This window comes from Candidimonas nitroreducens, from assembly GCF_002209565.1.
GTDB classification, from domain to species: Bacteria; Pseudomonadota; Gammaproteobacteria; order Burkholderiales; family Burkholderiaceae_B; genus Candidimonas; species Candidimonas nitroreducens.
Genome location: NZ_NJIH01000010.1, coordinates 41,410 through 65,709, shown reverse-complemented (window position 1 = coordinate 65,709; position 24,300 = coordinate 41,410). Strand labels below are relative to the sequence as shown.

General features: G+C 62.7%; 22 protein-coding genes. 17 read left to right on the top strand and 5 right to left on the bottom strand.

Features of this window, described 5'->3' with window-relative positions; all coding sequences use genetic code 11:
- Window positions 1–2: 2 nt before the first annotated feature.
- Window positions 3–1,658, bottom strand: a complete 1,656-nt coding sequence (locus tag CEY11_RS17645; protein WP_088604738.1) for an FAD-dependent monooxygenase — start codon at window positions 1,656–1,658, stop codon at window positions 3–5.
- 143 nt (window positions 1,659–1,801) lie between these two features.
- Between CEY11_RS17645 and CEY11_RS17640 the strand changes: the two genes are divergently transcribed.
- Window positions 1,802–2,560, top strand: a complete 759-nt coding sequence (locus CEY11_RS17640; RefSeq protein ID WP_158215360.1) for an IclR family transcriptional regulator — start codon at window positions 1,802–1,804, stop codon at window positions 2,558–2,560.
- Window positions 2,561–2,741: 181 nt separating this feature from the next.
- Here CEY11_RS17640 and CEY11_RS17635 read toward each other — a convergent pair whose 3' ends face one another.
- Genes CEY11_RS17635 through CEY11_RS17625 form a run of 3 tightly spaced genes read right to left on the bottom strand, consistent with a single transcriptional unit; the run spans window position 2,742 to window position 5,588 of the window.
- Window positions 2,742–3,860, bottom strand: coding sequence for a TauD/TfdA family dioxygenase (locus CEY11_RS17635; RefSeq protein WP_088604736.1), 1,119 nt, complete (start codon window positions 3,858–3,860; stop codon window positions 2,742–2,744).
- A 37-nt stretch (window positions 3,861–3,897) separates the two neighbouring features.
- Window positions 3,898–4,869: a Bug family tripartite tricarboxylate transporter substrate binding protein gene (locus CEY11_RS17630; protein WP_088604735.1), complete on the bottom strand. Its 972-nt coding sequence runs from the start codon at window positions 4,867–4,869 to the stop codon at window positions 3,898–3,900.
- A 59-nt stretch (window positions 4,870–4,928) separates the two neighbouring features.
- On the bottom strand, window positions 4,929–5,588 hold the full coding sequence (locus tag CEY11_RS17625; protein ID WP_158215359.1) for a GntR family transcriptional regulator: 660 nt from the start codon (window positions 5,586–5,588) through the stop codon (window positions 4,929–4,931).
- A 225-nt stretch (window positions 5,589–5,813) separates the two neighbouring features.
- Here CEY11_RS17625 and CEY11_RS17620 point away from each other — a divergent pair, with 225 nt between their 5' ends.
- The 3 genes from CEY11_RS17620 to CEY11_RS17610 all read left to right on the top strand — a co-directional run bounded on the left by CEY11_RS17620 (window position 5,814) and on the right by CEY11_RS17610 (window position 11,008).
- Window positions 5,814–6,632 carry an isocitrate lyase/PEP mutase family protein gene (locus CEY11_RS17620; RefSeq protein ID WP_088604733.1) on the top strand — a complete coding sequence of 273 codons (819 nt, stop codon included), beginning with the start codon at window positions 5,814–5,816 and terminating at the stop codon, window positions 6,630–6,632.
- A 490-nt stretch (window positions 6,633–7,122) separates the two neighbouring features.
- Complete coding sequence (locus CEY11_RS17615; RefSeq protein WP_088604732.1) at window positions 7,123–10,044, top strand: molybdopterin oxidoreductase family protein; 2,922 nt, start codon at window positions 7,123–7,125, stop codon at window positions 10,042–10,044.
- A gap of 205 nt (window positions 10,045–10,249) precedes the next feature.
- Entirely contained in the window at window positions 10,250–11,008 is a 759-nt protein-coding gene (locus CEY11_RS17610) for a 4Fe-4S dicluster domain-containing protein (RefSeq protein ID WP_088604731.1), read from the top strand.
- On the opposite strand, the gene CEY11_RS25420 is transcribed toward CEY11_RS17610, so the two are convergent.
- The gene (locus tag CEY11_RS25420) at window positions 11,005–11,196 is read right to left on the bottom strand and encodes a hypothetical protein (protein ID WP_088604730.1); all 192 of its coding nucleotides are present in this window, start codon (window positions 11,194–11,196) and stop codon (window positions 11,005–11,007) included. The two genes, CEY11_RS17610 and CEY11_RS25420, sit on opposite strands and share 4 nt — an antisense overlap.
- Between CEY11_RS25420 and CEY11_RS17600 the strand changes: the two genes are divergently transcribed.
- The 13 genes from CEY11_RS17600 to nuoK all read left to right on the top strand — a co-directional run bounded on the left by CEY11_RS17600 (window position 11,195) and on the right by nuoK (window position 24,298).
- Window positions 11,195–12,166 (top strand): dimethyl sulfoxide reductase anchor subunit family protein, encoded by a 972-nt coding sequence (locus CEY11_RS17600; protein ID WP_088604729.1) that lies wholly within the window; start codon window positions 11,195–11,197, stop codon window positions 12,164–12,166. The two genes, CEY11_RS25420 and CEY11_RS17600, sit on opposite strands and share 2 nt — an antisense overlap.
- Before the next feature lie 736 nt (window positions 12,167–12,902).
- Window positions 12,903–14,018 carry a porin gene (locus CEY11_RS17595; RefSeq protein WP_088604728.1) on the top strand — a complete coding sequence of 372 codons (1,116 nt, stop codon included), beginning with the start codon at window positions 12,903–12,905 and terminating at the stop codon, window positions 14,016–14,018.
- A 456-nt stretch (window positions 14,019–14,474) separates the two neighbouring features.
- Window positions 14,475–14,834 (top strand): NADH-quinone oxidoreductase subunit A, encoded by a 360-nt coding sequence (locus CEY11_RS17590; RefSeq protein ID WP_088604727.1) that lies wholly within the window; start codon window positions 14,475–14,477, stop codon window positions 14,832–14,834.
- Between the two features lie 250 nt (window positions 14,835–15,084).
- On the top strand, window positions 15,085–15,561 hold the full coding sequence (locus CEY11_RS17585; protein WP_017524972.1) for a NuoB/complex I 20 kDa subunit family protein: 477 nt from the start codon (window positions 15,085–15,087) through the stop codon (window positions 15,559–15,561).
- A gap of 69 nt (window positions 15,562–15,630) precedes the next feature.
- A complete protein-coding gene (locus CEY11_RS17580; RefSeq protein WP_088604726.1) occupies window positions 15,631–16,242 on the top strand; it encodes an NADH-quinone oxidoreductase subunit C in 612 nt (203 codons plus the stop codon).
- A gap of 16 nt (window positions 16,243–16,258) precedes the next feature.
- The gene (locus CEY11_RS17575; protein ID WP_088604725.1) at window positions 16,259–17,515 is read left to right on the top strand and encodes an NADH-quinone oxidoreductase subunit D; all 1,257 of its coding nucleotides are present in this window, start codon (window positions 16,259–16,261) and stop codon (window positions 17,513–17,515) included.
- 41 nt (window positions 17,516–17,556) lie between these two features.
- On the top strand, window positions 17,557–18,051 hold the full coding sequence (gene nuoE, locus CEY11_RS17570; RefSeq protein ID WP_088604724.1) for an NADH-quinone oxidoreductase subunit NuoE: 495 nt from the start codon (window positions 17,557–17,559) through the stop codon (window positions 18,049–18,051).
- Between the two features lie 71 nt (window positions 18,052–18,122).
- On the top strand, window positions 18,123–19,415 hold the full coding sequence (gene nuoF, locus CEY11_RS17565) for an NADH-quinone oxidoreductase subunit NuoF (RefSeq protein WP_408608144.1): 1,293 nt from the start codon (window positions 18,123–18,125) through the stop codon (window positions 19,413–19,415).
- A gap of 12 nt (window positions 19,416–19,427) precedes the next feature.
- Window positions 19,428–21,755: an NADH-quinone oxidoreductase subunit NuoG gene (gene nuoG / locus CEY11_RS17560; protein WP_088604722.1), complete on the top strand. Its 2,328-nt coding sequence runs from the start codon at window positions 19,428–19,430 to the stop codon at window positions 21,753–21,755.
- Complete coding sequence (nuoH, locus tag CEY11_RS17555) at window positions 21,756–22,829, top strand: NADH-quinone oxidoreductase subunit NuoH (RefSeq protein WP_088604721.1); 1,074 nt, start codon at window positions 21,756–21,758, stop codon at window positions 22,827–22,829.
- Window positions 22,830–22,851: 22 nt separating this feature from the next.
- Window positions 22,852–23,340, top strand: coding sequence for an NADH-quinone oxidoreductase subunit NuoI (gene nuoI, locus CEY11_RS17550; protein ID WP_088604720.1), 489 nt, complete (start codon window positions 22,852–22,854; stop codon window positions 23,338–23,340).
- 17 nt (window positions 23,341–23,357) lie between these two features.
- Window positions 23,358–23,993 (top strand): NADH-quinone oxidoreductase subunit J, encoded by a 636-nt coding sequence (locus tag CEY11_RS17545; RefSeq protein WP_088604719.1) that lies wholly within the window; start codon window positions 23,358–23,360, stop codon window positions 23,991–23,993.
- Window positions 23,990–24,298, top strand: coding sequence for an NADH-quinone oxidoreductase subunit NuoK (gene nuoK / locus CEY11_RS17540; RefSeq protein WP_088604718.1), 309 nt, complete (start codon window positions 23,990–23,992; stop codon window positions 24,296–24,298). Before CEY11_RS17545 ends, nuoK begins: the two co-directional genes overlap by 4 nt.
- The last annotated feature ends 2 nt before the right edge of the window (window positions 24,299–24,300 follow it).

Genomic DNA, 24,300 nt, shown 5'->3' with positions numbered 1-24,300 from the left:
ATTCAAGCCGGCGCGCGGAAGCCCGCGACAGTGTCCCAGACCGCGTCCACATCCTCGGGTACGGCATCGCCGCGCCAGCAGACTGTCCCGTCGGGGCGTACGAGCACCAGCGCTTTCTCGTACAGAGCCCGGGCTCGCTCGTCGACGTCCGCCGGCGTGAAGGGAATGCCACGCTTGTCGGCGGCCGCGCCGAAGGCCGCACTGTCGGGAGCGCCCGGCAGCCTGACCAGCACATAAGCGCTGCCGTCGTACAAGTCGAGCGTGGATTTGCCGGGTTCCAGCCAGACGTGGGGCGCGCGGCAGCCCGGCCAGCTCGACTGCGAGACGATGCGCGGATCGTCCGGCGGCTCTGCCGTGCCATCGGCCGCGACGATGAAGGAGTCGCCGTAGCGGTAGCCCAGGTGCAGGCCGGCCGTATTGAACTGCCGGGACGTTTGACGCAGGCGGCGCCCGAACTGTGTGCGTAGCTCGTCGCCTTGCGGCGTTTCCTCTTCCAGGCCCTGCGGCGTGACTTTCATCATGGCGTCGATGCGGTCGGCATTGGCGGCCGCCGCGATCGTATTGCGTATGGCCACGAAGCGCCTCTCCCACTCGTAGGAGTCGAGCAGATGCGGGCCGCCCCAGCCGCGCAGCACAGCCGTCAGTTTCCAGCCCAGGTCGAATGCATCGGCAATGCCGGTGTTCATGCCTATACCGCCGGTCGGGCAGAACAGATGCGCCGCGTCGCCGGCCAGGAACACATTGCCGGCACGGAAGCGATCGGCCACCGACTGGTGATGGGACCAGTGCATGACCTGCAGGATCTCGAAAGGGAAATCGGCGCCCATGGCGTCGCGGATCTGTTCCGCAGGATCCCGCTCGCTGCCTTCCGCCTCGCCATCCAGCACGTAGTTCTGGTAATTCCAGATTTCGCCGCCATTGATGTTGGTGAACACGCCGAAAGCGCCCGGGCGGAAGATGAAGTACAGGTTCGCCCATCCCGCCGCCGTGGCGTATTCGAGAAACGCCTTGCTGCGAAACAGGTAGCTGACGTTGCGGCGCATGGCGCCGCGCCCGGTGTAGGGGATGCCCAGGGTCGCTTTGATGGCGCTGCGGCCGCCGTCGCAGGCGACCAGGAAGCGTGACCTCACCTGGGTCTCGCGGCCGCTGGCCAAGTCGCGTATTACCGAGCTGACCCCTTGTTCGTCCTGTTCAAAGGATACGAATTCGGTACCGTACCGGACGTCCGTCGACCCCTGCCGGAGCACCCATCGCTTGATGATGGGCTCGAGCGCGTGCTGGCCGATCTGTACCTTGTAGTACGGCGTCCATCCCGACTCGGGCACGTCGGTGCGCATCTCCCGATGCGCGGCCATATATTCGTTGGGTGACGGGCTGGCGTGCGCATGCAGCAGTTTGCCCGACAGGCGGGTCGCGAACACGATGCGGTAGCCGTGTTCGCGGGGCAGGCTGTTGCGGACGATCTCGTCGTCCAGGCCCAGGCGCCGGTAGTATTCCATCGAGCGGCTGCCCAGCAGGGTGGCGCGCGGGTGGGCGGTTGGCTCGGTTCGTGTCTCCACGAGCACGCTGCGCACGCCTTTGGCAGACAGATCCGCCGCCAGTGCGAGGCCGGTCGGGCCGCCCCCTACTATCAAAACCGGTGTTTCCATACTGTTCATTTAAGCCTGCATCCTTCTTTGGGTTGTGCGTTTTCTAGAACATTGATTCGTTAAAAGAGAACAGTGTTCTGTAGATGCAGAATGCTATCATTAGAAAAACTGTAGCGTCAATGCCGATTGCTATTTTTTGTGGGGAGAATGCGATGACATCTGAGGGCAAGGAAGACAAAAGCGTTGCGACCTTGGAAAGGGCTTTGACCATTCTCGCCACGTTCGAGGCCAGTCCGGCTCAGTCCCTGGCAGAGATTTCACGCCGTACAGGCATGTACAAGAGCACACTGCTGCGCCTGCTGGGCACCCTGGAGAAGTTCGGCTACGTGGGGCAGCAGGGCGACGGCAGCTATCATGTGGGCGCTGCCGCGCTGCACTTGGGCAGTCTTTACCAGAAGTGGGTTCAGCCTGCCGAATTGATCAATCCGGCATTGCGCGGCCTGGTTCAGGCGACGGGCGAAAGCGCTTCCTTCAATGTACCCATGGGCGATCTGCGCATATGCGTGTATCGGGTAGATTCGCCGCAAAAGATTAGGGATCACGTGCGGATCGGGGACTTGTTGCCGCTGGCGCGCGGTGCCGCAGGAAGAGTCATGGTCGCATTCAGCCGGGCGGCCGGCACGCCGGAAGGAGAGGAGCTGCGGCGTACCTGCTTTTGTGTGACGCGGGGCGAGATAGAAGCCGATACCGCAGGGGTTGCGGCGCCCGTATTTTCCATGGGCGACAAGCTGGAAGGCGCGCTGGCCATCACCGGGCCGGCTTTCCGTTACTCAGAGGAAAAAGTACAGGCGATGCGTATTCCTCTGCTGCGAACGGCACTGTCCTTGACGCGCGATCTGGGCGGCCCTACGGCCGGCCTCGAGGCTGCATTGTTCCTGGCGGAGCAGGCGGCCGACACACCGGTATATTGATCGCGCCCAGCCTTTTCCAGCTTGGGCATGCCTGCGTCTTTATGCATGCGCGGCCTGCGAGCCGCGCATGCCAGTGGGCGGTGGAACCTGGCAGCGACCCGCGGCTTCGCGCATGCCTGGGAACGGCTCGTGTAAAAAGGCCGGCTTCGCCTGGCGAAGGGAAGCCGCTGACATTACCGCTTCAGGCATATTCTCGAGCGCTGTTGCGTCGTGCCGCTTGTGTGGCAGGAATACCTTCGCGGCGGCTCCAGCCCGAGCGTGTATCCAGTTCAATGAATTCCGGCGCCAGGGCGCGGATCTCGGGGATTTGAACCCACAGCCTCAGCATGTGCCGTTTATCGGGCAGCGTTTCATGGTCTTCGTAGTCTGTTCTGGAGTGCAGGACTAGATAGTTGTTGCAGAATTGCATGTCGCCGGGCTCCAGCATCATCGAGTAGACCAGATCCTCGCGGTGCGACAGTTCTTCCATGTAGTCCAGTACCTTATATTCTTCGTCGCTAAAGTCGGTCGCTGCTTTTTGCATTGCAGTCTCCATGGATTTACGGACGTAGCGAATACTTAGATCGCCGCCGTAGTAGCCATATACCGGCACAAAATCGCTTAACGAGGACTGGAATTCGGTTTCCTCGCCGCGTCTGTCATATATGAACCCGCGGTACAAAAGATCCAAATATTCAGGGTGCTCGCGAAGTATCTCGTTGTACATCGATATGCCGCTGACCACCGAGCTGAGGCCGCCGGACTTAGCCTTGTTCAGGCAGAACAGGCCGACGATGTCGGATGGGTCGCAGTGGAAAGGCAAGTGCGAGCGCGTCTGGTATCCGCGCACGTTTAGTGCGTTGTAGTCCAGGCCCTGGTCGCGTACGTGCCCGAGGCGATCGCCGGCCGCATTTTGGGAAACGCATTTGCCCATCAGCATCCCTACGCCCCAGAAGAACATCTCTATTTGCTCTGTGCTGTAGTCGCGCGCCGGGAACCCCCGGAGCAGGCCGAATCCTCTTTTTGCAATGTCTTCCCGGCAGAAATTCTGCAGAAAGGCGGAAAAATTGCCAGTCTGGAAATCTTCTTTGCCTACCGAATGGATAGTTTTCCCTTGCTGTACGAGCCTGTTGATCATCGCTTCGATTTCGTCGAGATGCGATTGATCCAGCTGTATTATCCAGTCGTCACGCGACTGGAAGTCCGCCAGCCTCCATGCACTGGAGTCGGAAACGGGCTCGAGGCGCCGGGCTCTTTGAGAGCTCAGGCGATAGCTGTTTGATTCGAAGGGCTTCTTGAGTGTTGCTGCGGTATTGGACATTTTTTCCTCATCGCGTCGTGTGCCTCGGCGGCATGTATTAATTGATAACGGCTCCGGACTCTTTTACGACTTGAGCCCATTTTTTCCTTTCCGATTTGTAGAACGTCTCGAATTCGGCCGGCGTCGAGTAATTTGGCGTGGAGCTGATTTCAGCCAGCCTTTTTATGAATGCCTTGTCCTGCAAGGCGAGCTTGACCGCGTGGTTGAGCTTTTCCACGATGGGGGCGGGTGTTCCGCGTGGCGCCACGAGCCCGAGCCAGACGGTGACATTGAAATTCTTGAACCCGCTTTCGGCAATGGTGGGCACGTCAGGCAGCGCGGTCGAGCGTGCCTCGCCGGTTACCGCAAGCGCACGCAAGCGCCCGGCCTGGATAAGCGACAATGCCGAGGGGATATCCGGCATGCCGCATTGAACTTGCCCTCCCGCCACTGCCGTTACCATGGGCCCGCTGCCCCGATACGGCACATGAACCAATTTGATGCCGGCCATGCTTTGCAGCAGTTCCATTCCCAGGTGCGGGGTGCTGCCGTTGCCGGCCGACCCGAAATTGATGGCGCCGGGCTCTGATTTCGCCAGAGCGAGGAATTGCGAGAAATTCTTCGCCTCGACCTTCGGGTTCACCACCAGAACGAATTGCCCCGTGTTGACCAAAGATATCAATGAGAAGTCCTTGTCGGGGTCGTAGGGCAAATGGCGGTACATGGCGGGAGCGACGGCCATGGTGCCTATGGTTCCCATCAATATGGTGTAGCCATCGGGGGCCGCATGCGCCACTTCGTTCGATGCAATCGTGCCGCCGGCGCCGCTGCGATTGTCGATGACGATGGCTTGCCCCAGGATGCCGGCCATTTGTTTGGCCAGCAGGCGGGAGATGATGTCGGTGGTACCGCCAGGCGCCAGCGGCACGACCAGATGTATGGGCTTGCTCGGATATTCGCCGGCCCTGGCCGCGCCTGCGAATAAGGTGCAGGACAACAACAAAAAACTGAAGATCTTGAATATTTTCATTTGCTCCTCCGCAAAGAAAGTGATGGATACCGCCGCTCTTTTGTTTCCGGCTTTGGAAATCAGGCCGCAAGGATCGCGGACGTGGTGTTCAGGTGCAGCCGCCGGCTTTTATGTATGTGATCCCTGATGGCGGCCATGGCGCCTTCGATATTTTTTTGCGCTATGGCGTCGACGATGCTTTCATTTTCCAGAAGGATTTCATCCGCTCGCTCTGGATGTCGCGAAACCAAGGCGCCGCCGACGAGCTCGATCTGGTCATTGATGCCGGCAAGCATCTGCGCCAGAACTTTGTTCCCGGCCCGTTCGGCAACGGAAACATAAAGTTGCCGGGCGGCTCTTATCGACTCTATCGGCTTGCCGGCGGCCAGATGGCCTCGTGTCCTGGCCACGATTCCCCTGAGTTGATTGACCCACTCGTCGTCGACCTTCGTGAGCGCTTTGCGGGCGACTTCCAGCTCGATGATTTCGCGCGCGTCGAACAGATCTTCAATGTCGCCCAGAGTCATTTGCCGCACGATGAAGCCCCAGCCTGTCTGTTCTACCAGGCCGTGCTGTTCCAGCAAGCCCAGGGCTTCCCTGACCGGTGTGCGGCTCAAGCCGAGCTCGGTTGCGACTTCTTGCGCCACCAGCCGCTGCCCGGGCAGGTATTCCCGTTTGAGGATGCTTTCCCGGAGGTGGGCATAGGCCTTGTTGGGGTGTGTGGTTGAGCTTGATCTCATGACGTTCGACCTGGCTGCATAAGATTTTCCATATTGCATTCAAATTGAATTCAATTTGAATGCAATTGAGAATACGCTGGCCCCCGACGCAAGTCAATAGGGTGACAGGGGGCAACGCCGCCAGCGCCGCGCGCCCCGGTTCGGGATTATCCTTCCGTTGTCATGGGTCGTTTTGCTGATCCTGCCATACCCTCTTGTTCGTCTGATTTTTTCGCCGAGGTCGCCATGCCCCATACCATCGCCGAGCGGCGTGCCGCTTTCAGGGCCCTGCATGCGCAGGGATGTTTCGTTCTGCCTAACCCCTGGGACGTGGGCAGTGCCCGCATGCTGCAGCACCTGGGCTTTGCCGCGCTGGCCTCGACCAGTTCGGGCTACGCGTGGAGTACCGGGCGCCCTGACTATGCGGTGACGCGCGACGACGTGCTGCAGCATCTCGGCGCCTTGTGCGCGGCCGTGAATCTGCCGGTCAATGCCGACTTCGAGTCGGGCTTTGCCGCGTCGCCCGAAGAGGTGGCGGCCAATGTCGAGTTGGCGGTGCATACCGGTGTGGCCGGCCTGTCCATCGAAGACAGGGAAATAGGCGTGGAGGCGGGGCTGTACGAAAAGCCGCTGGCCGTGGAGCGCATCCGCGCCGCGCGCGCGGCGATCGATGCGACCGGTTGCGATGTCTTGCTGGTGGCCCGCACCGAGGGTCTGCTGACGGATCCCGCAAGTCTCGGTACGGCTATCGACAAGCTGCAAGCATTCGCGGAAGCCGGGGCCGACTGCCTGTATGCGCCGGGGGTGCGCAAAGCAGAAGATATCGCGGCCATGGTGCGGGCGCTGGCGCCCAAGCCGGTGAATGTGTTGATCATGGATCCTGGCATGACGGCTGCAGAGCTGGCCGACCTGGGTGTACGGCGCATCAGCGTCGGGGGCGCTCTGGCTCGTGTCGGCTGGGGTGCCTTGCTGCCGGCGATGCAGCAGATGAAAGCCGGCTCGTTCGCAGGCCTGGCCGCGGCCATGCCTGGTGGGGAATTGAACCGTATTTTCGGCGGCCTTTAAAGCCGCCGATCCGTCGGCACCACCGGGCCGCCGCGCCATTGTCCCCATCGTTGCCGCCGCATCGGCCTATTTATCCCTCGATCCGGCGACCCGGCGGCGAATCCGTCCGCAGGCAAGCCGACCTGGCCACCTGCCGGGTGGACTATGCTCGATTCCTGGTTTTCAGCGAGCTATCGTATCAATTTTATTTATTCCTCATGTCAATTTTCTTTATTCCAAAAATGAATTTATTTACTACTTTAAGTAGTAATATAAATTGAACATTGAGGGGCTTGGCTTTGTTGCCGAGCCGGAAGTGGGGGCGTGTTCATGCCCCGGGGCAGCGCCCATGTCCCACTTTATATTCCAGTGTTTTTTCTGAATTTCGGCACTTGGTTTATCGGTTTACCGATGTCCGTGCCGGCATTTCGCGGCCTGTACGCCAAAGGCGTATCCATCCGGCGCAGAATCCGGAGCGGGCTGTTGCGCCATCGAGACTGGAGACAATTGCATGGAGCACGGGCATCGCACGCAGCAGGAATCCCTGGAAGTCAAGACCACCACATGCTACATGTGCGCCTGCCGTTGCGGCATACGGGTGCATTTGCGTGACGGGGAAGTGCGCTACATCGACGGCAACCCGAACCACCCCCTGAACCAGGGGGTGATCTGTGCCAAGGGTTCCTCGGGCATCATGAAGCAGTATTCGCCGGCGCGCCTGACCCGGCCGCTGATGCGCAAGCCGGGTACGGAGCGCGGTACCGCCCAATTCGAGCCAGTGTCGTGGGAACACGCCATTTCGGTATTGTCCGAGCGCCTGGCGCATCTGCGCGCTACCGACCCGGCCAAGTTCGCCCTGTTCACCGGGCGCGACCAGATGCAGGCGCTTACCGGCTTGTTCGCCAAGCAGTACGGCACGCCGAATTACGCCGCGCACGGGGGCTTCTGTTCGTCCAATATGGCCGCCGGCATGATCTACACCATGGGCGGCTCGTTCTGGGAATTCGGCGGCCCCGACCTCGACCGCGCCCGGCTGTTCCTGATGATCGGCACGGCCGAAGACCACCATTCGAACCCGCTGAAGATCGCGATCTCGAAGTTCAAGCGCGCCGGCGGCCGCTTCATTGCCATCAATCCGGTGCGCACCGGCTATGCGGCGATCGCTGATGAATGGATCGCCATCCGCCCCGGCACCGACGGCGCGCTGTTCATGGCGCTGATCCGCGAGCTGATCGAGCAGGACGCCTACGACCACGAGTTCGTGGCGCGCTACACCAATGCCGGCGAGCTTATCGACCAAAGCACCGACAGCGACACCTTTGGCCTGTTCGTGCAGGACGCGGCCAGCCCCGAACAGAATTCCCTGTTTCCGCAAAACCGCCGCTGGTGGGACAAGCGCACCGGCCGCGCGGTGCTGCATCACGCCCCGGGCGCCGAGCCGGCGCTCGACGGCCGCTACACGCTGGATGACGGCACGCCCGTGGTGCCGGCCTTCGCGCTGCTGCGCGAACGCGTGGCTTCCTGTACGCCCGAATGGGCGGCGCAGATCACGGGTATTTCGGCCGACACCATACGACGGCTGGCCGGCGAGCTGATCACCGCCGTGCGCGAGCAGCAGGTGGAACTGCCGATACGCTGGACTGACTGCTGGGGCGTGGAGCACGACAAGGTGCGCGGCGCGCCCATCGCCTTTCATGCCATGCGCGGCCTGGCGGCGCACTCCAACGGTTTTCACGCCATACGCGCGATGTCGATACTGATGACGCTGCTGGGCACTATCGACACCCCGGGGGGCTTCCGCCACAAGTCGCCGTACCCGCGAGCGGTGCCGCCATCGGCCAAGCCGCCCAACGACCCGTCCGTCATCAAGCCCAACACGCCCCTGGCCACCGGCCCGCTGGGCTGGCCGGCGGCTCCGGAAGACCTGTTCGTCGACGAGCAGGGCCGCCCGGCCCGCATCGACAAGGCCTTTTCCTGGGAATTCCCGCTGGCGGTGCACGGCATCATGCAAAGCGTCATCACCAATGCCTGGCGCGGCGACCCGTACCCCATCGATACATTGATGATCTTCATGGCCAATATGGCCTGGAATTCGTCCATGAACACGACCGGGGTGCGCAAGATGCTGGCCGACAAGCGCGAGGACGGCGAATACCGCATCCCGTTCCTGGTGGTGTGCGACGCCTTCGAGTCCGAGATGACGGCCTTTGCCGACCTGATCCTGCCCGACACCACTTACCTCGAGCGCCACGACGTCATGTCCATGCTGGATCGGCCGATTTCCGAATTCGACGGGCCGGTGGACTCGGTGCGCATTCCGGTGGTGCCGCCCACGGGCGAGTGCCGGCCGTTCCAGGACGTGCTGATCGAGTTGGCGGCGCGCATCGGCCTGCCGGCCTTCACCAAAGAAGACGGCACGCCGCGCTACAGCGGCTATACGGACTTCATCGTCAATTTCCAGACGGCGCCCGATTCAGGCGTGGGTTTCCTGATCGGCTGGCGCGGCAAGGACGGCGACAAGGCACTGGTGGGCGAGCCCAACCCGCGCCAGTGGGAGCAATACGCCAGCCACGATTGCTACTACCACCACGTGCTGCCCGAATCATGGCAGTACATGCGCAACTGCAACGGCCCCTACCTGAAATGGGCCGCGCAGAACGGCTTGCGCAAGTTCGACACGCCCATCGTGATCCAGCTGTATTCCGACGTCATGCAGAAGTTCCGCCTGGCCGCCCAGGGCCGGCGCGCGGGGCGCCAGCCGCCCGACCACTTGCGCGCGCGCGTCGAACACTACTTCGACCCGCTGCCGTTCTGGCACGAGCCGGTCGAGCACAAGTCCGTCGACGCGCAGCGCTACCCGCTGGCGGCCGTCACGCAGCGGCCCATGGCCATGTATCACTCCTGGGATTCGCAAAACGCCTGGCTGCGCCAGATCCACGGCGAGAACTATCTGTTCGTCAACCCCAAGATCGCGGCCGAGCAGGGCATCGCCGACGGCGGCTGGATGTATATAGAGTCGCAATGGGGCAAGGTGCGCTGCATGGCGCGCTACAGCGAGGCGGTCGAGCCGGGCACGGTATGGACCTGGAATGCCATCGGCAAGGCGGCCGGAGCCTGGAACCTGGGGCCGCAGGCCAACGAGTCGCAGCGCGGCTTCCTGCTGAATCACCTGATCACCGACGAGCTGCCGGCCGAAGATGGCGGCATGCCGCTGTCGAACTCCGACCCTGTCACCGGCCAGGCTGGCTGGTACGACCTGCGGGTGCGCATTTATCCGGCGCAGGCCGAAGAGCAGGGCACGCTGCCGCAGTTCGCGCCCATGAAGCCGATGCCGGGCTCGGCGAGCGTGGTGACGCGGCTGACCCAGGCCTATTTCGCCGGCCGCGGCGAATTCGCCGCCAGGCTGCGCAGGGTGGCGGGGCGCAGCAAATGAGGGCCGCGCTGCAGTATCGGCGTGCGGCTTCTTTTCATGCCGGCGCGATGCCTGGGCCGGCATCGCAAAGGGCGGGCGCGGCAGGAATACCCGCGGTAGCGGCCCAGCCGGCGGGCGCGGAAGCTTCGAACGGGCGCCCGGAGCATGGCCCGGCGGGCATTGGAAGCCAAGGCGCGGCAGGAGACATCATGCAAGGATACACACCATGACACAGATGGCGCTGGTCATAGATTTGAACGTCTGCGTGGGCTGTCATGCCTGCGTAACGAGCTGCAAGGAATGGAATACCTCGGGCGAGGCGGGCAGCCTGGCCGACATGCAGGCCTACGACGCCGATCCTTGCGGCACCTTCTTCAACCGGGTGCAGACCTACGAGGCGGGCGAATTCCCCTTCAGCGAAACGGTGCACTTCCCGAAGTCGTGCCTGCATTGCGAAGACCCTCCGTGCGTGCCGGTGTGTCCCACGGGCGCCAGCTACAAGCGCGAGTCCGACGGCCTGGTGCTGGTCGACTATGACCGCTGCATAGGGTGCAACTACTGTACCTGGGCCTGTCCCTATGGGGCGCGCGAGCTGGATCCGAAGCGCAAGGAAATGACCAAGTGCACCCTGTGTTCGGATCGCATCGACAATCAGGCCTTGCCTGAACGCGACCGCAAGCCGGCCTGTGTGCTGGCCTGTCCGACCTCGGCGCGCCTGTTCGGCGATATCCACGACCCCGATTCCGAAGTATCGCGGGCGATACGCGAGCGCGGCGGCTACCAGTTGATGCCGGAGTGGGGCACCCGCCCGGCCAATCACTACCTGCCGCGCCAGAAGACGCAGGCCTCGGGCTGCTCGACGCAGTCCTGCGGCTGCGGGTCGGACGGCGCGTCGGCAAGCGGTTCGGCGGTGCCCGCTACCGGCCTGCAAGGGCAGCTCGACAGCGGCCGCATCGACCTGGCCGCTGCGGCGGCCAGAGCTTAGGCTGCGGTCTGGATCTGGATCTGGATCTGGATCTGGATCTGGATCTGGGTTTGGATTTGGGTTTGGACGTAGGCGTGGGACGGGGCCGGGCGTGAGCCCGGCACCAGGTGATTTGATTCATGATATTTGGCAAGGTTGCGGCGGCGCGCGGGTGCGCCGCGCGCCGAGCGCAAGGAGGATAGCCCCATGCGGCCTGCTTTTTCGGTCGTGTTCCTGACGACATTGTGCGGTGCGGCCCAGGGGCTGCTGCTGGCCCTGGTGGTGGTGCAGTGCCTGGCCGCGAGCGGCAGCGTGCCGGCCCCCGCTGCGGCGTTCTATATAGCCGGCGCCGCGGCAGCGGTGGTGCTGGGCGCCCTGGGGCTGCTGGCTTCGTTCTTCCACCTGGGCCACCCAGAGCGCGCCTGGCGCGCGGTGGCCATGTGGCGCACCTCTTGGCTGTCGCGCGAATGCCTGGCCTTGCCCGCCTTCCTGGCGCTTGCCTTCTTGTATGGTTGTGGCCATTTGCTGGGGTGGCCGGCCGGCGCCGTCCTGGTGCTTGGATTGCTGGCCGTGCTGGCCGCCGCGGTGCTGTTCGTCTGTACATCCATGATCTATGCCTGCCTGCGTTTCCTGCAGGAATGGGCCAGCCCGCTGACCATGGTGAATTTTGTGCTGCTGGGATGCGCCTCGGGCTGTACCCTGGCGACGCTGGCGGCGGCGTGCTTCGCGCCAGGCCTGACGGGCCTGATGGCCGTCTGGGCCTGTGTGCTGACAGCGGCCGGCCTGGTGTCGCGACTGGCCTCGCTGGTGCGCAATGCGCGCCTGCACCCCAAGTCCACCTTGCAAAGCGCCACGGGCATCCGTTCCGACAAAATCCGCCAGGTGTCGCGCGGCTTCACCGCCAGCGCCTTCAATACTCGTGAATTCTTTCATGGCAAGACCCCAGGCACGGTACAGACGGTCAAGTACGGCTTTCTGTTGGGCGCGTTCGTGGTGCCCTTCGTGCTGCTGGCTTCGTCCCTGCCGCAGGCGTATGCCGCCGCAGGGCCCATGTCGGGGCTCATTGTCTTGCTGGCCGTGGCTTTCCTGATCCAGTACGCCGGCCTGGTGGCCGAGCGCTGGTTCTTTTTCACCGAGGCGCGCCACCCGCAAAACCTGTATTACCAGCGTGCGGCTTGAAATTTTTCCGGCACTTGCGGCTTCCTAGCGCCTGGTATCCACGTGTCTGATCTAATATATATATGTCTGCCGCTTTTACATATCTGTCGGCTCTTTGTGTGTTGCAGGGCCGATGGCAGGCGGGGGATGTGGTAGTCTTGTACGGGCGGTGGCTTTGCGGCCGCCGTTTTGCTTGAGCCTGCGGCATGAGCCAAGGGCGGCTGTATCTGGGGTGGGCTGCACCCGGCTTGGGGGGTAGCCATACCTGGGGCGGTTATACCGGGGTAGCTATATCCGCGGCGCTACGCCTGGGGCGGTTTACCAGTCAGTGGCCAAGGGTTCGGTAGCGTGGGATTTCATCCCCTCAAGGGCTGGAAAAGCCCGGCCGCGGCCCTTCCAAGGGTGCTGTGGCAGGTGGTTTTATGTCCTGAAAAGTCACAGTAAAAACATAGGTTTATTTGTATAAGCTCGAATTTTTCTGAATATTTTTCGGCGCCTTTCGAGTGATGCAGGATGTAGTGTTAAAGCCACACAAATACCAGGGTAAACCCTGATGTTTTAGGGGCTCAAAATGGGATGTTGTTGTGTCTAGCCAACAATTCTCAGGAAAAGTTAAGCATTTGTCTGTTGGACAATAGCCAGGGGCCGCGAATTTTGATGCAATAGCACCAACTTCCCATCGCGGAGTTAGAAAGACCGGCAGGACGTAAAGGTTGATCGCCGTTCTCAGTTACTCAAATCTACGGAGATTTCTTACATGAAAAAGACTCTGCTCGCTGCTGCTCTAGTCGTCGGCTTTGCTGGCGCTGCTCAAGCAGAAACTTCGGTGACCCTGTACGGGATCATTGATACTGGTATCGGCTACAACCAAATCAAGCAAGGTGGCGACAAGGCTACTCGTTTCGGCATGATCAACGGCACGCAGTCCGGCAACCGCTGGGGCTTGAAGGGTGTTGAAGATCTGGGTAACGGCCTGCACGCTGTGTTCCAGTTGGAAAGCGGCTTCGACAGCTCGAACGGCTACTCGGCTCAAGGCAACGGCACTCATAACCGACTCTTCGGTCGTCAAGCCACTATCGGTCTGGCCGGCGACAGCTGGGGCCAATTGGACTTCGGTCGTCAAACCAACATCGCGTCCAAGTACTTGGGCGGCGTGATTGACCCGTTCAGCAACGGCTTCGGCCAAGCCAACCTGGGTGCGTCCTTCTCGTCGGCTAACACGATGCGTCTGGATAACCTGGTTCTGTACCAAACCCCGAACTTCTCGGGCTTCCAGTTCGGTATCGGCTACACCTTCAATGCTAACGGCTCCCAAGATTGGAAGCTGGATGGTCAGTCCGACACGAACACTCGTGGCTTCACCACCGGTCTGCGCTACGCCAACGGCCCGATTTCGGCTGCTTTGACGTATGACCGCTACGACAACGATGCCAACTTCGACTCCGCCATCAACGAGTGGAACTTGGGCGTTGGCTACGACTTCGAAGTTGCCAAGGTTTCTCTGGGCTTCGGTCAAACTCGTAACGGCCTGATGCAAGTTCAAGCTCCGGGCGCTGGCGTTTCCTTCAGCACCGACGATTCGATCGGTGTTCTGGAAAATATCGACGGCCTGAAGGTCAACAGCTACCTGGTTGGTGTGTCCGCTCCTATCGGCAACGGCAAGATCCTGGCCTCCTGGCAGATGGCTGATGCCACCAACAGTGGCAACCTCGGCTGGGACGCCAAGAAGCAACAAGTCTACAGCCTGGGCTACACCTACAACCTGTCCAAGCGTACCAACCTGTACGCGATCGGTTCGTATGGCAAGAACATGTACTTTGCTGACGACGTGAAGTCGACCGCGATCGGCGTCGGCATCCGCCACATGTTCTAATCGGTGTGCATGGCTAGTCCATGCGCCGAGCCGGCCCGGTTTTCCGGGCTGGTTGCAGAACAAGTCCGGGCCTCGGCCCGGGCATGAAGCCACCCTTCGGGGTGGCTTTTTCATGGGCGCTGCGAGCGGCGTGGTGCGGCCACGGATCGTCGGGAGTGTCCGGCGCGAGGCGAGGGCGTTGATGTGCGCCCGCGAGTTCGGCCTATGGCGCGAGTCGCCATACAAGCCGGGCGTGGAGCTCGTCAGCCGGGTAGCATGGAAGCGGGAAGCGATGGGAACTGGCGGGCCGAGTCGTGCGGGGCTTGGGCTTTCGCGTGATTGCCGCGAGCCCGGCGTTTTCGCAAGAGTGGCTGCGGGGCTTGGTCGGGCCATGATTCACTTGGCTGCTATTCAGCCGGATGACACACTCGAAATGCTACAATCTATAAGTTTAGATAGACCCTTTGGGTGCACTGTATGAATCTGCAAGAGTACTTTCCCGTACTGCTCTTCATCATCGTTGCGACGCTCATCGGTGCGGCGCTGTTGTCGGTAGGGCGGCTGATCGGGCCGCATCGGCCCGACGAGCAGAAGCTCTCGCCCTACGAGTGCGGTTTCGAGGCCTTTGGCGACTCGCGCATGAAGTACGACGTGCGCTACTACCTGGTGGCCATACTCTTCATCTTGTTCGATCTTGAAATCGCCTTCCTGTTTCCGTGGGCGATCGCCAGCGGCCCGCTGGGGCTGGTGGGATTCTGGACGGTGATTATCTTTCTTGCGGTGCTCACCGTGGGCTTCATCTACGAATGGAAGCGAGGCGCACTCGATTGGGAGTGACCCGTGCTGCGGCGGGCATGCGCGGTGGCGCCAGTCCTCAGGCAGGGCTTGTGGGCTGGCCGTCGGCAAAAGGCACAAGGCGGTGAGTCGATATGCGGGCCACGGCGGCATGGCTGGCGGTGTGTGTGCGATGCGAGCCATGGCGGCACGGGCGGCAGCATGCACCGGCGGCGCACATCGCAAATTGGCAGTAATGGCATGCCGTAAGGCATGCCGGCAACAAACGGTTATTAGAGGTTAGGTGGCAATCATGGCTATCGACGGCATACTCAAAGAAGGTTTCATCACCACCAGCGCGGACAAGTTCCTGAACTGGGCCAAGACGGGCTCGCTGTGGCCCATGACTTTCGGCCTGGCCTGTTGCGCGGTTGAAATGATGCACGCCGGCGCGGCGCGCTACGACCTGGATCAGTTCGGCATCATCTTCCGGCCCAGTCCGCGCCAGTCCGACCTGATGATCGTGGCCGGCACGCTGTGCAACAAGATGGCGCCGGCGCTGCGCAAGGTCTACGACCAGATGCCCGAGCCGCGCTGGGTGGTGTCCATGGGTTCCTGTGCCAACGGCGGCGGCTACTACCATTATTCGTATTCGGTGGTGCGCGGCTGCGACCGCATCGTACCGGTGGACGTCTATGTTCCAGGCTGTCCGCCCACGGCCGAGGCGCTGGTCTACGGCCTGCTGCAAATGCAGAACAAGATCCGCCTTACCAACACGATCGCCCGCTAGCGGGCGCGCCGCCGCCGGCACCAGGCCGCTGCGGCTGTCCCACTGCTGTCATCTACGTACAAGTGCACCATGACCCGGCTTGAAACGCTCAAAACGCAACTACTGAAACAGTTCGGCGAAGACGCCGCGCTGACCCTGGCCCTGGACGAACTGACGCTGGAAATCCCGGCCGAGCAATGGGTGGAAGCCTGCAAGACACTGCGCGATATGCCGGAGCTGGGTTTCGAGGAATGCCTCGACCTGTGCGGCGTGGACTATTCCGCGTGGCGCGCACCCACGTTCGACGACGCGGCGCAGCATTATCCGCAGCGCTTCGCCGTGGCGGCGCAGCTGTTGTCGATCAAGCACAACTGGCGCCTGCGCGTACGCACCTGGGCCCAGGACGACGAATTCCCCATCGTGGACACGCTGTGCGAGGTCTGGCCCAGCGTCAACTGGTACGAGCGCGAGGCTTTCGACCTGTACGGCATCGTGTTCGAAGGGCACCCCGACCTGCGCCGCATCCTGACCGACTACGGCTTCATCGGGCACCCGTTCCGCAAAGACTTCCCGCTGTCGGGCAACGTCGAAATGCGCTACGACCCGGAACAACAGCGCGTGGTGTACCAGCCCGTTACCATCGAGCCGCGGCAGATCAACCCGCGCGTGGTGCGTGAAGACGGCTACGGAATAGGGCGTTAAGGCGTACTGGAAGAACATGGCTGAAATCAAGAACTACACCCTGAATTTCGGGCCGCAGCATCCGGCCGCGCACGGCGTGCTGCGCCTGGTGCTGGAGCTGGACGGCGAAGTGATACAGCGCGCCGATCCGCACATCGGGCTGCTGCACCGGGCCACGGAAAAACTGGCCGAGCACAAAACCTTTCTGCAGGCGCTGCCCTACATGGATCGCCTGGACTACGTGTCCATGATGTGCAACGAGCACGCCTACGTCATGGCCATCGAAAAACTCATGGGCATCAAGGTGCCGCTGCGCGCGCAGTACATCCGCGTCATGTTCGACGAGATCACGCGCCTGCTGAACCACCTGATGTCGCTGGGTTCGCACGCGCTGGACGTGGGCGCCATGGCGGTGTTCCTGTATGCCTTCCGTGAGCGCGAAGACCTGATGGACTGCTACGAGGCGGTGTCGGGTGCGCGCATGCACGCGGCCTACTACCGTCCGGGCGGGGTGTACCGCGACCTGCCCGATTCCATGCCGCAGTACGGGGCGTCCAGCAAGTACCGCGGCGAAAAAGAGCTGCGCGCCATGAACGAGGCGCGCTCGGGCTCGCTGCTCGATTTCATCGAAGACTTCACCAACCGCTTCCCGGCCTGTGTCGACGAGTACGAAGTGCTGCTGACCGACAACCGCATCTGGAAGCAGCGCCTGGTGGGCATAGGCGTGGTCAGCCCCGAGCGCGCCAAGGCCCTGGGCTTCACCGGCCCGATGCTGCGCGGTTCGGGCATTGAATGGGATCTGCGCCGCATGCAGCCCTACGAAGTCTACGACCGTCTCGACTTCGACATCCCGGTGGGTGTGAACGGCGACTGCTACGACCGCTACCTGGTGCGCATCGCCGAAATGCGCGAAAGCAACCGCATCATCCGCCAGTGCGTGGAATGGCTGCGCAACAACCCCGGCCCGGTCATCGTCGACGACCACAAGGTCGCGCCGCCCAGGCGCGAACGCATGAAGACCGGCATGGAAGACCTGATCCACCACTTCAAGCTGTTCACCGAAGGTTTCCACGTGCCCGAGGGCGAAACCTATACCGCCGTCGAGCATCCGAAAGGAGAGTTCGGCATCTACCTGATTTCCGACGGGGCGAACAAGCCGTACCGCCTGAAGATACGCGCGCCGGGCTTTGCGCACCTGGAATCCATGGATGAAATGTCGCGCGGCCACATGATCGCCGATGCGGTCACCATCATCGGCACCCAGGACATCGTGTTCGGCGAAATCGATCGCTAGGCACCGAGCCCGCAAGCCAAGGAATAAACCGGATTCGAACCATGCTGCTTTCCGAACAAGCCTACAGGAAAATCGACAAGGAACTGACCAAGTTCCCCAGCGACCAGAAACAATCGGCCATCATGGCGGCGCTGACCATAGCCCAGGACGAAAAAAACTGGGTCTCGACCGAAGTGATCGAGGACGTGGCCGCCTACATCGGCGTGCCGCCCATCGCGGTGCAGGAAGTCGCCACTTTCTACAATATGTTCCACACCCGGCCCGTCGGCCGCTACACGCTGTCGGTGTGCACCAATCTGCCCTGTGCCTTGCGTGACGGCGTCAAGACGGCCGATCATCTCAAGCAGAAGCTGGGCATCGATTTCCAGGAAACCACCGAAGACGGCATGTTCACGCTGGTCGAAGGCGAATGCATGGGCGCCTGCGGCGATGCGCCAGTCATGCTGGTGAACAACAAGCACATGTGCGTGCGCATGGCCGGCGACAAGCTCGACGCCCTGGTCGAAGAACTCAGACAGCAGGGGGAAGCGGCATGAGCGCGGCCGAAGTATTGCAACGCCACTCCGACGCCCTGTCGGCCGATCCGGGCAGCGATCTTGCGCGCAGCATGCTGTTCCACGGCCGCCATATCAGTCCGCAGATCGTCGCCGATCTGGACGGCAGCAACTGGCGCCTGGCCGACTACGTCAAGCGCGGCGGCTACGAAGGCCTGCGCAAGATCCTTACCACCGGCATGAAGCCCGAGGACGTGATCGCCGAGGTCAAGGCCTCGGGACTGCGCGGGCGCGGCGGCGCGGGTTTTCCCACCGGCTTGAAATGGAGCTTCATGCCGCGCGCCTTCCCGGGCCAGAAGTACCTGGTGTGCAATTCCGACGAAGGCGAGCCGGGCACCTTCAAAGACCGCGACATCCTGCGCTTCAATCCGCACATCGTGATCGAAGGCATGGCGATCGCCGCCTACGCCATGGGCATCAGCGTGGGCTACAACTACATCCACGGCGAGATCTTCGAAATCTACGAGCGCTTCGAAGAAGCCCTTGAAGAAGCGCGCGCCGCGGGCTTCCTGGGCGACAAGATCCTGGGCTCGGAATTCAACTTCCAGCTGCATGCCTTCCACGGTTTCGGCGCCTATATCTGCGGCGAAGAAACCGCGCTGCTCGAGTCGCTCGAGGGCAAGAAGGGCCAGCCGCGCTTCAAGCCGCCGTTTCCGGCCAGCTTCGGCCTGTACGGCAAGCCCACCACCATCAACAACACCGAGACCTTCGCCGCCGTGCCCTGGATCTTCCGCAACAGCGGCAAGGAATACCTGGAAATCGGCAAGCCCAACAACGGCGGCACCAAGCTGTTCTCGGTGTCGGGCGATGTAGAGCGCCCCGGCAACTACGAGATCCCGCTGGGTACGCCCTTCAATACGCTGCTCGAGCTGGCCGGCGGGGTGCGCGCGGGCCGCACGCTCAAGGCCGTGATCCCCGGAGGCTCCAGCGCGCCGGTGCTGCCGGCCTCGGCCATGGCCGACGTCACCATGGACTATGACTCGATCGCCAAGGCGGGCTCGATGCTGGGCTCGGGGGCGGTGATCGTCATGGACGACAGCCGCTGCATGGTCAAGTCGCTGCTGCGCCTGTCTTATTTCTATTTCGAGGAAAGCTGCGGCCAGTGCACGCCGTGCCGCGAGGGCACGGGCTGGCTGTACCGCATGGTCGAGCGCATCGAGAACGGCCAGGGCCGTCCCGAAGACATGGACGTGCTCGATTCCGTGGCCTCCAACATCATGGGGCGCACCATCTGCGCCCTGGGCGATGCGGCCGCCATGCCGGTGCGCAGCTTCATCAAGCATTTCCGCGACGAGTTCGCACACCACATAGAGCACAAGAGCTGTGTGGTGCCCAAATATCTGTAGGGTCTGGACGCAATGGTTGAACTCACCATCGACGGCAAAAAGGTAGAAGTCCCCGAGGGCAGCATGGTCATGCAGGCCGCGCACAAGCTCGGTCTGTACGTGCCGCATTTCTGCTATCACAAGAAGCTCTCGATCGCGGCCAACTGCCGCATGTGCCTGGTCGAAGTCGAGAAGGCGCCCAAGGCGCTGCCGGCCTGTGCCACGCCGGTCACCAACGGCATGATCGTGCATACCGCGTCGGCCAAGGCGGTGGCGGCGCAGAAAAGCGTCATGGAATTCCTGCTCATCAACCACCCGCTGGACTGCCCGGTGTGCGACCAGGGCGGCGAGTGCCAGCTGCAGGATCTGGCCGTGGGCTACGGCGCCTCGGCCTCGCGCTACAAAGAGGCCAAGCGCGTGGTGGTGCACAAGGAAATGGGGCCGCTCGTCTCGGCCGAGGAAATGCAGCGCTGCATCCATTGCACCCGCTGCATCCGCTTCGGCCAGGAAATCGGCGGCCTGATGGAACTGGGCATGGTCAACCGCGGCGAGCATGCCGAAATCACTTCTTTCGTGGGGCGCGCGGTCGAGTCCGAGCTGTCGGGCAACATGATAGACATCTGCCCGGTGGGGGCGCTGACCTCCAAGCCCTTCCGCTATACCGCACGCACCTGGGAGCTGGCGCGGCGCCGTTCGGTCAGCCCGCACGACAGCCTGGGTGCCAACGTGATCCTGCAGGTCAAGTCCGACCGCGTCATGCGTGTGGTGCCTTTCGAAAACGAAGACGTCAACGAATGCTGGATCAGCGACCGCGACCGCTGGGCCTATGAAGGCCTGTACAGCGAAGACCGCGTGCGCCATCCCCTCATCAAGACCGCCGACGGCCAATGGCGCGAGGCTTCCTGGAGCGACGCCCTGCAGGCCGTCGTCAGGGGCCTGGGCCAGGTGCGCGAGCAGCACGGCGCGGGCCAGATCGGCGCGCTGGGCAGCCAGTACGCCACCACCGAAGAGCTGGCGCTGCTGGCGCGGCTGGCGCGCGCCCTGGGCACCGAGAACATCGACTTCCGCCTGCGCAATATCGACCCCGACCTGGATCACGCGCTGACCGGCGTGCCCTGGCTGGGCATGCCCGTGGCCGAGCTGGGCCAGCTCGATCGCGTGCTGGTGGTGGGCTCGTTCCTGCGCAAGGATCATCCGCTTATGGCGCAGCGCCTGCGCCAGGCCGTCAAGCACGGCACCCAGGTCAGCTTCATCGACGGCGCGGCCGACGATCCGCTGTTCCCCGTGACCGCGCGCATGACCGTGGCGCCCAGCCAGATCGCCAATGCCCTGGCCGAAGTGTTGGTGGCGCTGGCGCAAGCCGGCGGCCAGCCGGTGCCGGCGGAATTCGCCGATCTGCAGCCCGGCGAAAACGCGCAGCGCATCGCCGCCAGCCTGGCTTCCGGCGAGAAGGTCGCAGTGTTCCTGGGCAATATGGCCGTGGCTTCCGACCGCGCCTCGCTGATCGCCGCCAATGCCGCGGCGCTGGCGCGCGCGGCCAAGGGCCGCTTCGGCTTCCTGATTCCGGGCGGCAATACGGTGGGCGGCTACCTGGCCGGCGCCACCCCGGGGCCTGGCGGCATGAACGCCACGCAAATGCTGACCCGCGGCCTGAAGGGCTACCTGGTGGTGCATGCCGAGCCGGCTCTGGACGCCGACAACGGCGCGCGTGCGCTGGAGGTGCTGAAGGCGGCCGACTTTGCCGTGGCGCTGTCGCCATACCGCGGCGGCGTGGAAGAGTGGGCCGACGTGATCCTGCCGATTTCGCCCTACACCGAAACCTCCGGCAGCTTCGTCAATGCCGAGGGCAGGGTGCAGAGCTTCAAGGGCGCCACCGCGCCGTTTGGCGATACGCGCCCGGGCTGGAAGGTGCTGCGCGTGCTGGGCAACTTGTTCCAGCTGCAAGGCTTCGACGATGAAACCTCGGAATCGGTACGCGACACCGTCATGGTCGGCGGCGTCGACAGCCGCCTGGGCAATGAAGTGCGCGGCGAGCTGGCGCTGGCGCCCAAGGCGCAAGGGCTGGAACGCCTGGCCGAGATCCCCATCTACCGCAGCGACGCCATGGTGCGCCGTTCCGAACCCTTGCAGGCCACGGTCGCCTCGCGCGCGCCCACGGCGCGCATGAATGCCGCCACCCTGGCCGGGCTGGGGCTGGAAGACGGCACGCCGGTGCGGGTGCGCTCGACGCAAGGCGAGGCCTTGCTGGCGGCCGAACTCGACGACACAGTCGCCGACGGCGCCGTAAGAGTGGCGGCGGCTTACGCCGAGACGGTGGCGCTGGGCAGCGCCTTTGGCCAACTTTCGGTGGAGCGCGCATAAATGGAATGGCTCAAGATCGTTGAAGGCTACGGCACCGACCTGCTCGGGCCGCAGTGGTGGCTGCTGATCTGGTCTCTGATCAAGATCGTGGTCATCGCAGTGCCCATCATCCTGTGCGTGGCCTACCTTACCTACTGGGAACGCAAGCTGATCGGCGCCATGCACGTGCGCCTGGGGCCCACCCGCGTGGGCTACCGCGGGCTGCTGCAGCCTTTTGCCGACGTGTTCAAGCTGCTGACCAAGGAACTGATTGTTCCCACCAAGGCCAACAAGGTGCTGTACATACTGGCGCCGGTGGTGACACTGATGCCGGCGCTGGCCGCCTGGGCCGTGGTGCCGTTCCAGCCCGGCGTGGTGCTGTCCAACGTCAATGCCGGCCTGTTGTACGTGATGGCGATTACTTCCGTGGGCGTTTACGGGGTGATCGTGGCGGGCTGGGCCTCGAATTCGAAGTACGCGCTGATCTCGGCGCTGCGGGCCTCGGCGCAGATGGTGTCCTACGAACTGGCCATAGGCTTCGTGATGATCACGGTGCTGCTGGTCTCGGGCACGCTGAACATGAGCGGCATCGTGGTGGGTCAGACCCACGGCTGGTTCGCCTCCAAGGGCCTGAATTTCCTGTCGTGGAACTGGCTGCCGCTGCTGCCGCTGTTCGTGATCTACGTGATTTCGTCGGTGGCGGAAACCAACCGCCACCCCTTCGACGTGGTGGAAGGCGAATCGGAAATCGTGGCCGGGCACATGGTGGAATATTCCGGCATGGGCTTCGCCCTGTTCTTCCTGGGCGAATACGCCAATATGATTCTGCTGTCGTGCATGGCTGCCATCATGTTCCTGGGCGGCTGGGCGCCGCCGCTGGAAATCGCGCCTTTCACCTGGGTGCCGGGCTGGCTGTGGCTGGGCATCAAGGCTTTCTTTGTGGTTTCGTGTTTCATATGGTTCCGCGCCACGTTCCCGCGCTATCGCTACGACCAGATCATGCGCCTGGGCTGGAAGGTATTCATTCCGCTCACGGGTGTATGGCTGCTGGTCGTCATGATATGGATGCAGACGCCGTGGAACATATGGCACTGACACGGCCGGAGGCGAGATAGAAATGGAAGCAATCAAGGATTTCTTTGGCAGCCTGATGCTGTCTGAAATGTTCAAGGGCATGGTCTTGACGGGCAAGTACCTGTTCAAGCGCAAGATCACGCTGCGCTACCCGCAGGAAAAGACCCCGGCCTCGCCGCGCTTTCGCGGCCTGCATGCGCTGCGCCGCTACCCGAACGGGGAAGAGCGCTGCATCGCCTGCAAGCTGTGCGAGGCGGTCTGTCCGGCCCTGGCCATCACCATCGAGTCGGCGGTGCGCGACGACGGCACGCGCCGTACCACGCGCTACGACATCGATCTCACCAAGTGCATATTCTGCGGCTTCTGCGAAGAAAGCTGCCCGGTGGACTCCATCGTCGAGACCCACATCCACGAATATCACGGCGAAAAGCGGGGCGACCTGTATTTCACCAAAGACATGCTGCTGGCGGTCGGTGACCGTTACGAATCCGAAATCGCGCGTCGTCGGGCCGAAGACGCTCCTTATCGCTGAACGCCGGAACCTGCCCAATAATGTTTAATACTGTCCTGTTCTATCTGTTGTCGCTGATTCTGGTGGTCGCGGCGTTTCGCGTCATCCTCGCCACCAGCCCCGTCACCGCGGTATTGCACCTGATCCTGGTGTTCTTCACCGCCGCCATGCTCTGGATGCTGCTGCAGGCCGAGTTCCTGGCGCTGCTGCTGGTGCTGGTCTACGTGGGGGCGGTCATGGTGCTGTTCCTGTTCGTGGTGATGATGCTGGACATCCGCATGGATGCCTTGCGCCACGGCGTCAAGACCTACCTGCCGGTGGGGCTGGTGATAGGCCTGGTGATGGTGCTGGAAATGGCCTTCGTGCTGGGTCGCACGTGGTTCGGCGCCGGGCCGGCCGCGACCCAGCCCGCCGATTACAACAACACGCATGCGCTGGGCATGGCCATGTACAACCACTATGTTTACGCGGTGGAAGTCGGGGCCGTGATCCTGCTGGTGGGCATGATCTCCGCCATCGCCCTGACGCTGCGCCACCGCCGCGACGTCAAGTACCAAAGGCCGGGCGACCAGGTGCGCGTGCGCGCGCAAGACCGCGTGCGCCTGGTGAACATCGCTTCGCAAACTGAGGCGCCGCCGCCGCAAGACGCCCAGGCCCAAGGGGAAACGAAATGACCATCACGCTCGCCCATTACCTGATCGTCGGTGCGATCCTGTTCGCCATCGGCATCTTCGGCTTCTTCCTGAACCGCCGCAACTTGATCATCCTGCTGATGTCGATCGAGCTGATACTGCTGGCGGCCAACGTGAATTTCGTCGCGTTTTCGACCTGGTCGGGCGATGTCGCCGGACAGGTCTTCGTCTTTTTCATCCTTACCGTGGCGGCCGCCGAGGCGGCCATCGGCCTGGCGATTCTGGTGCTGCTGTTCCGCAACCTGAATACGATCAATGTTGAAGAACTCGATCGCCTGAAGGGTTGAGG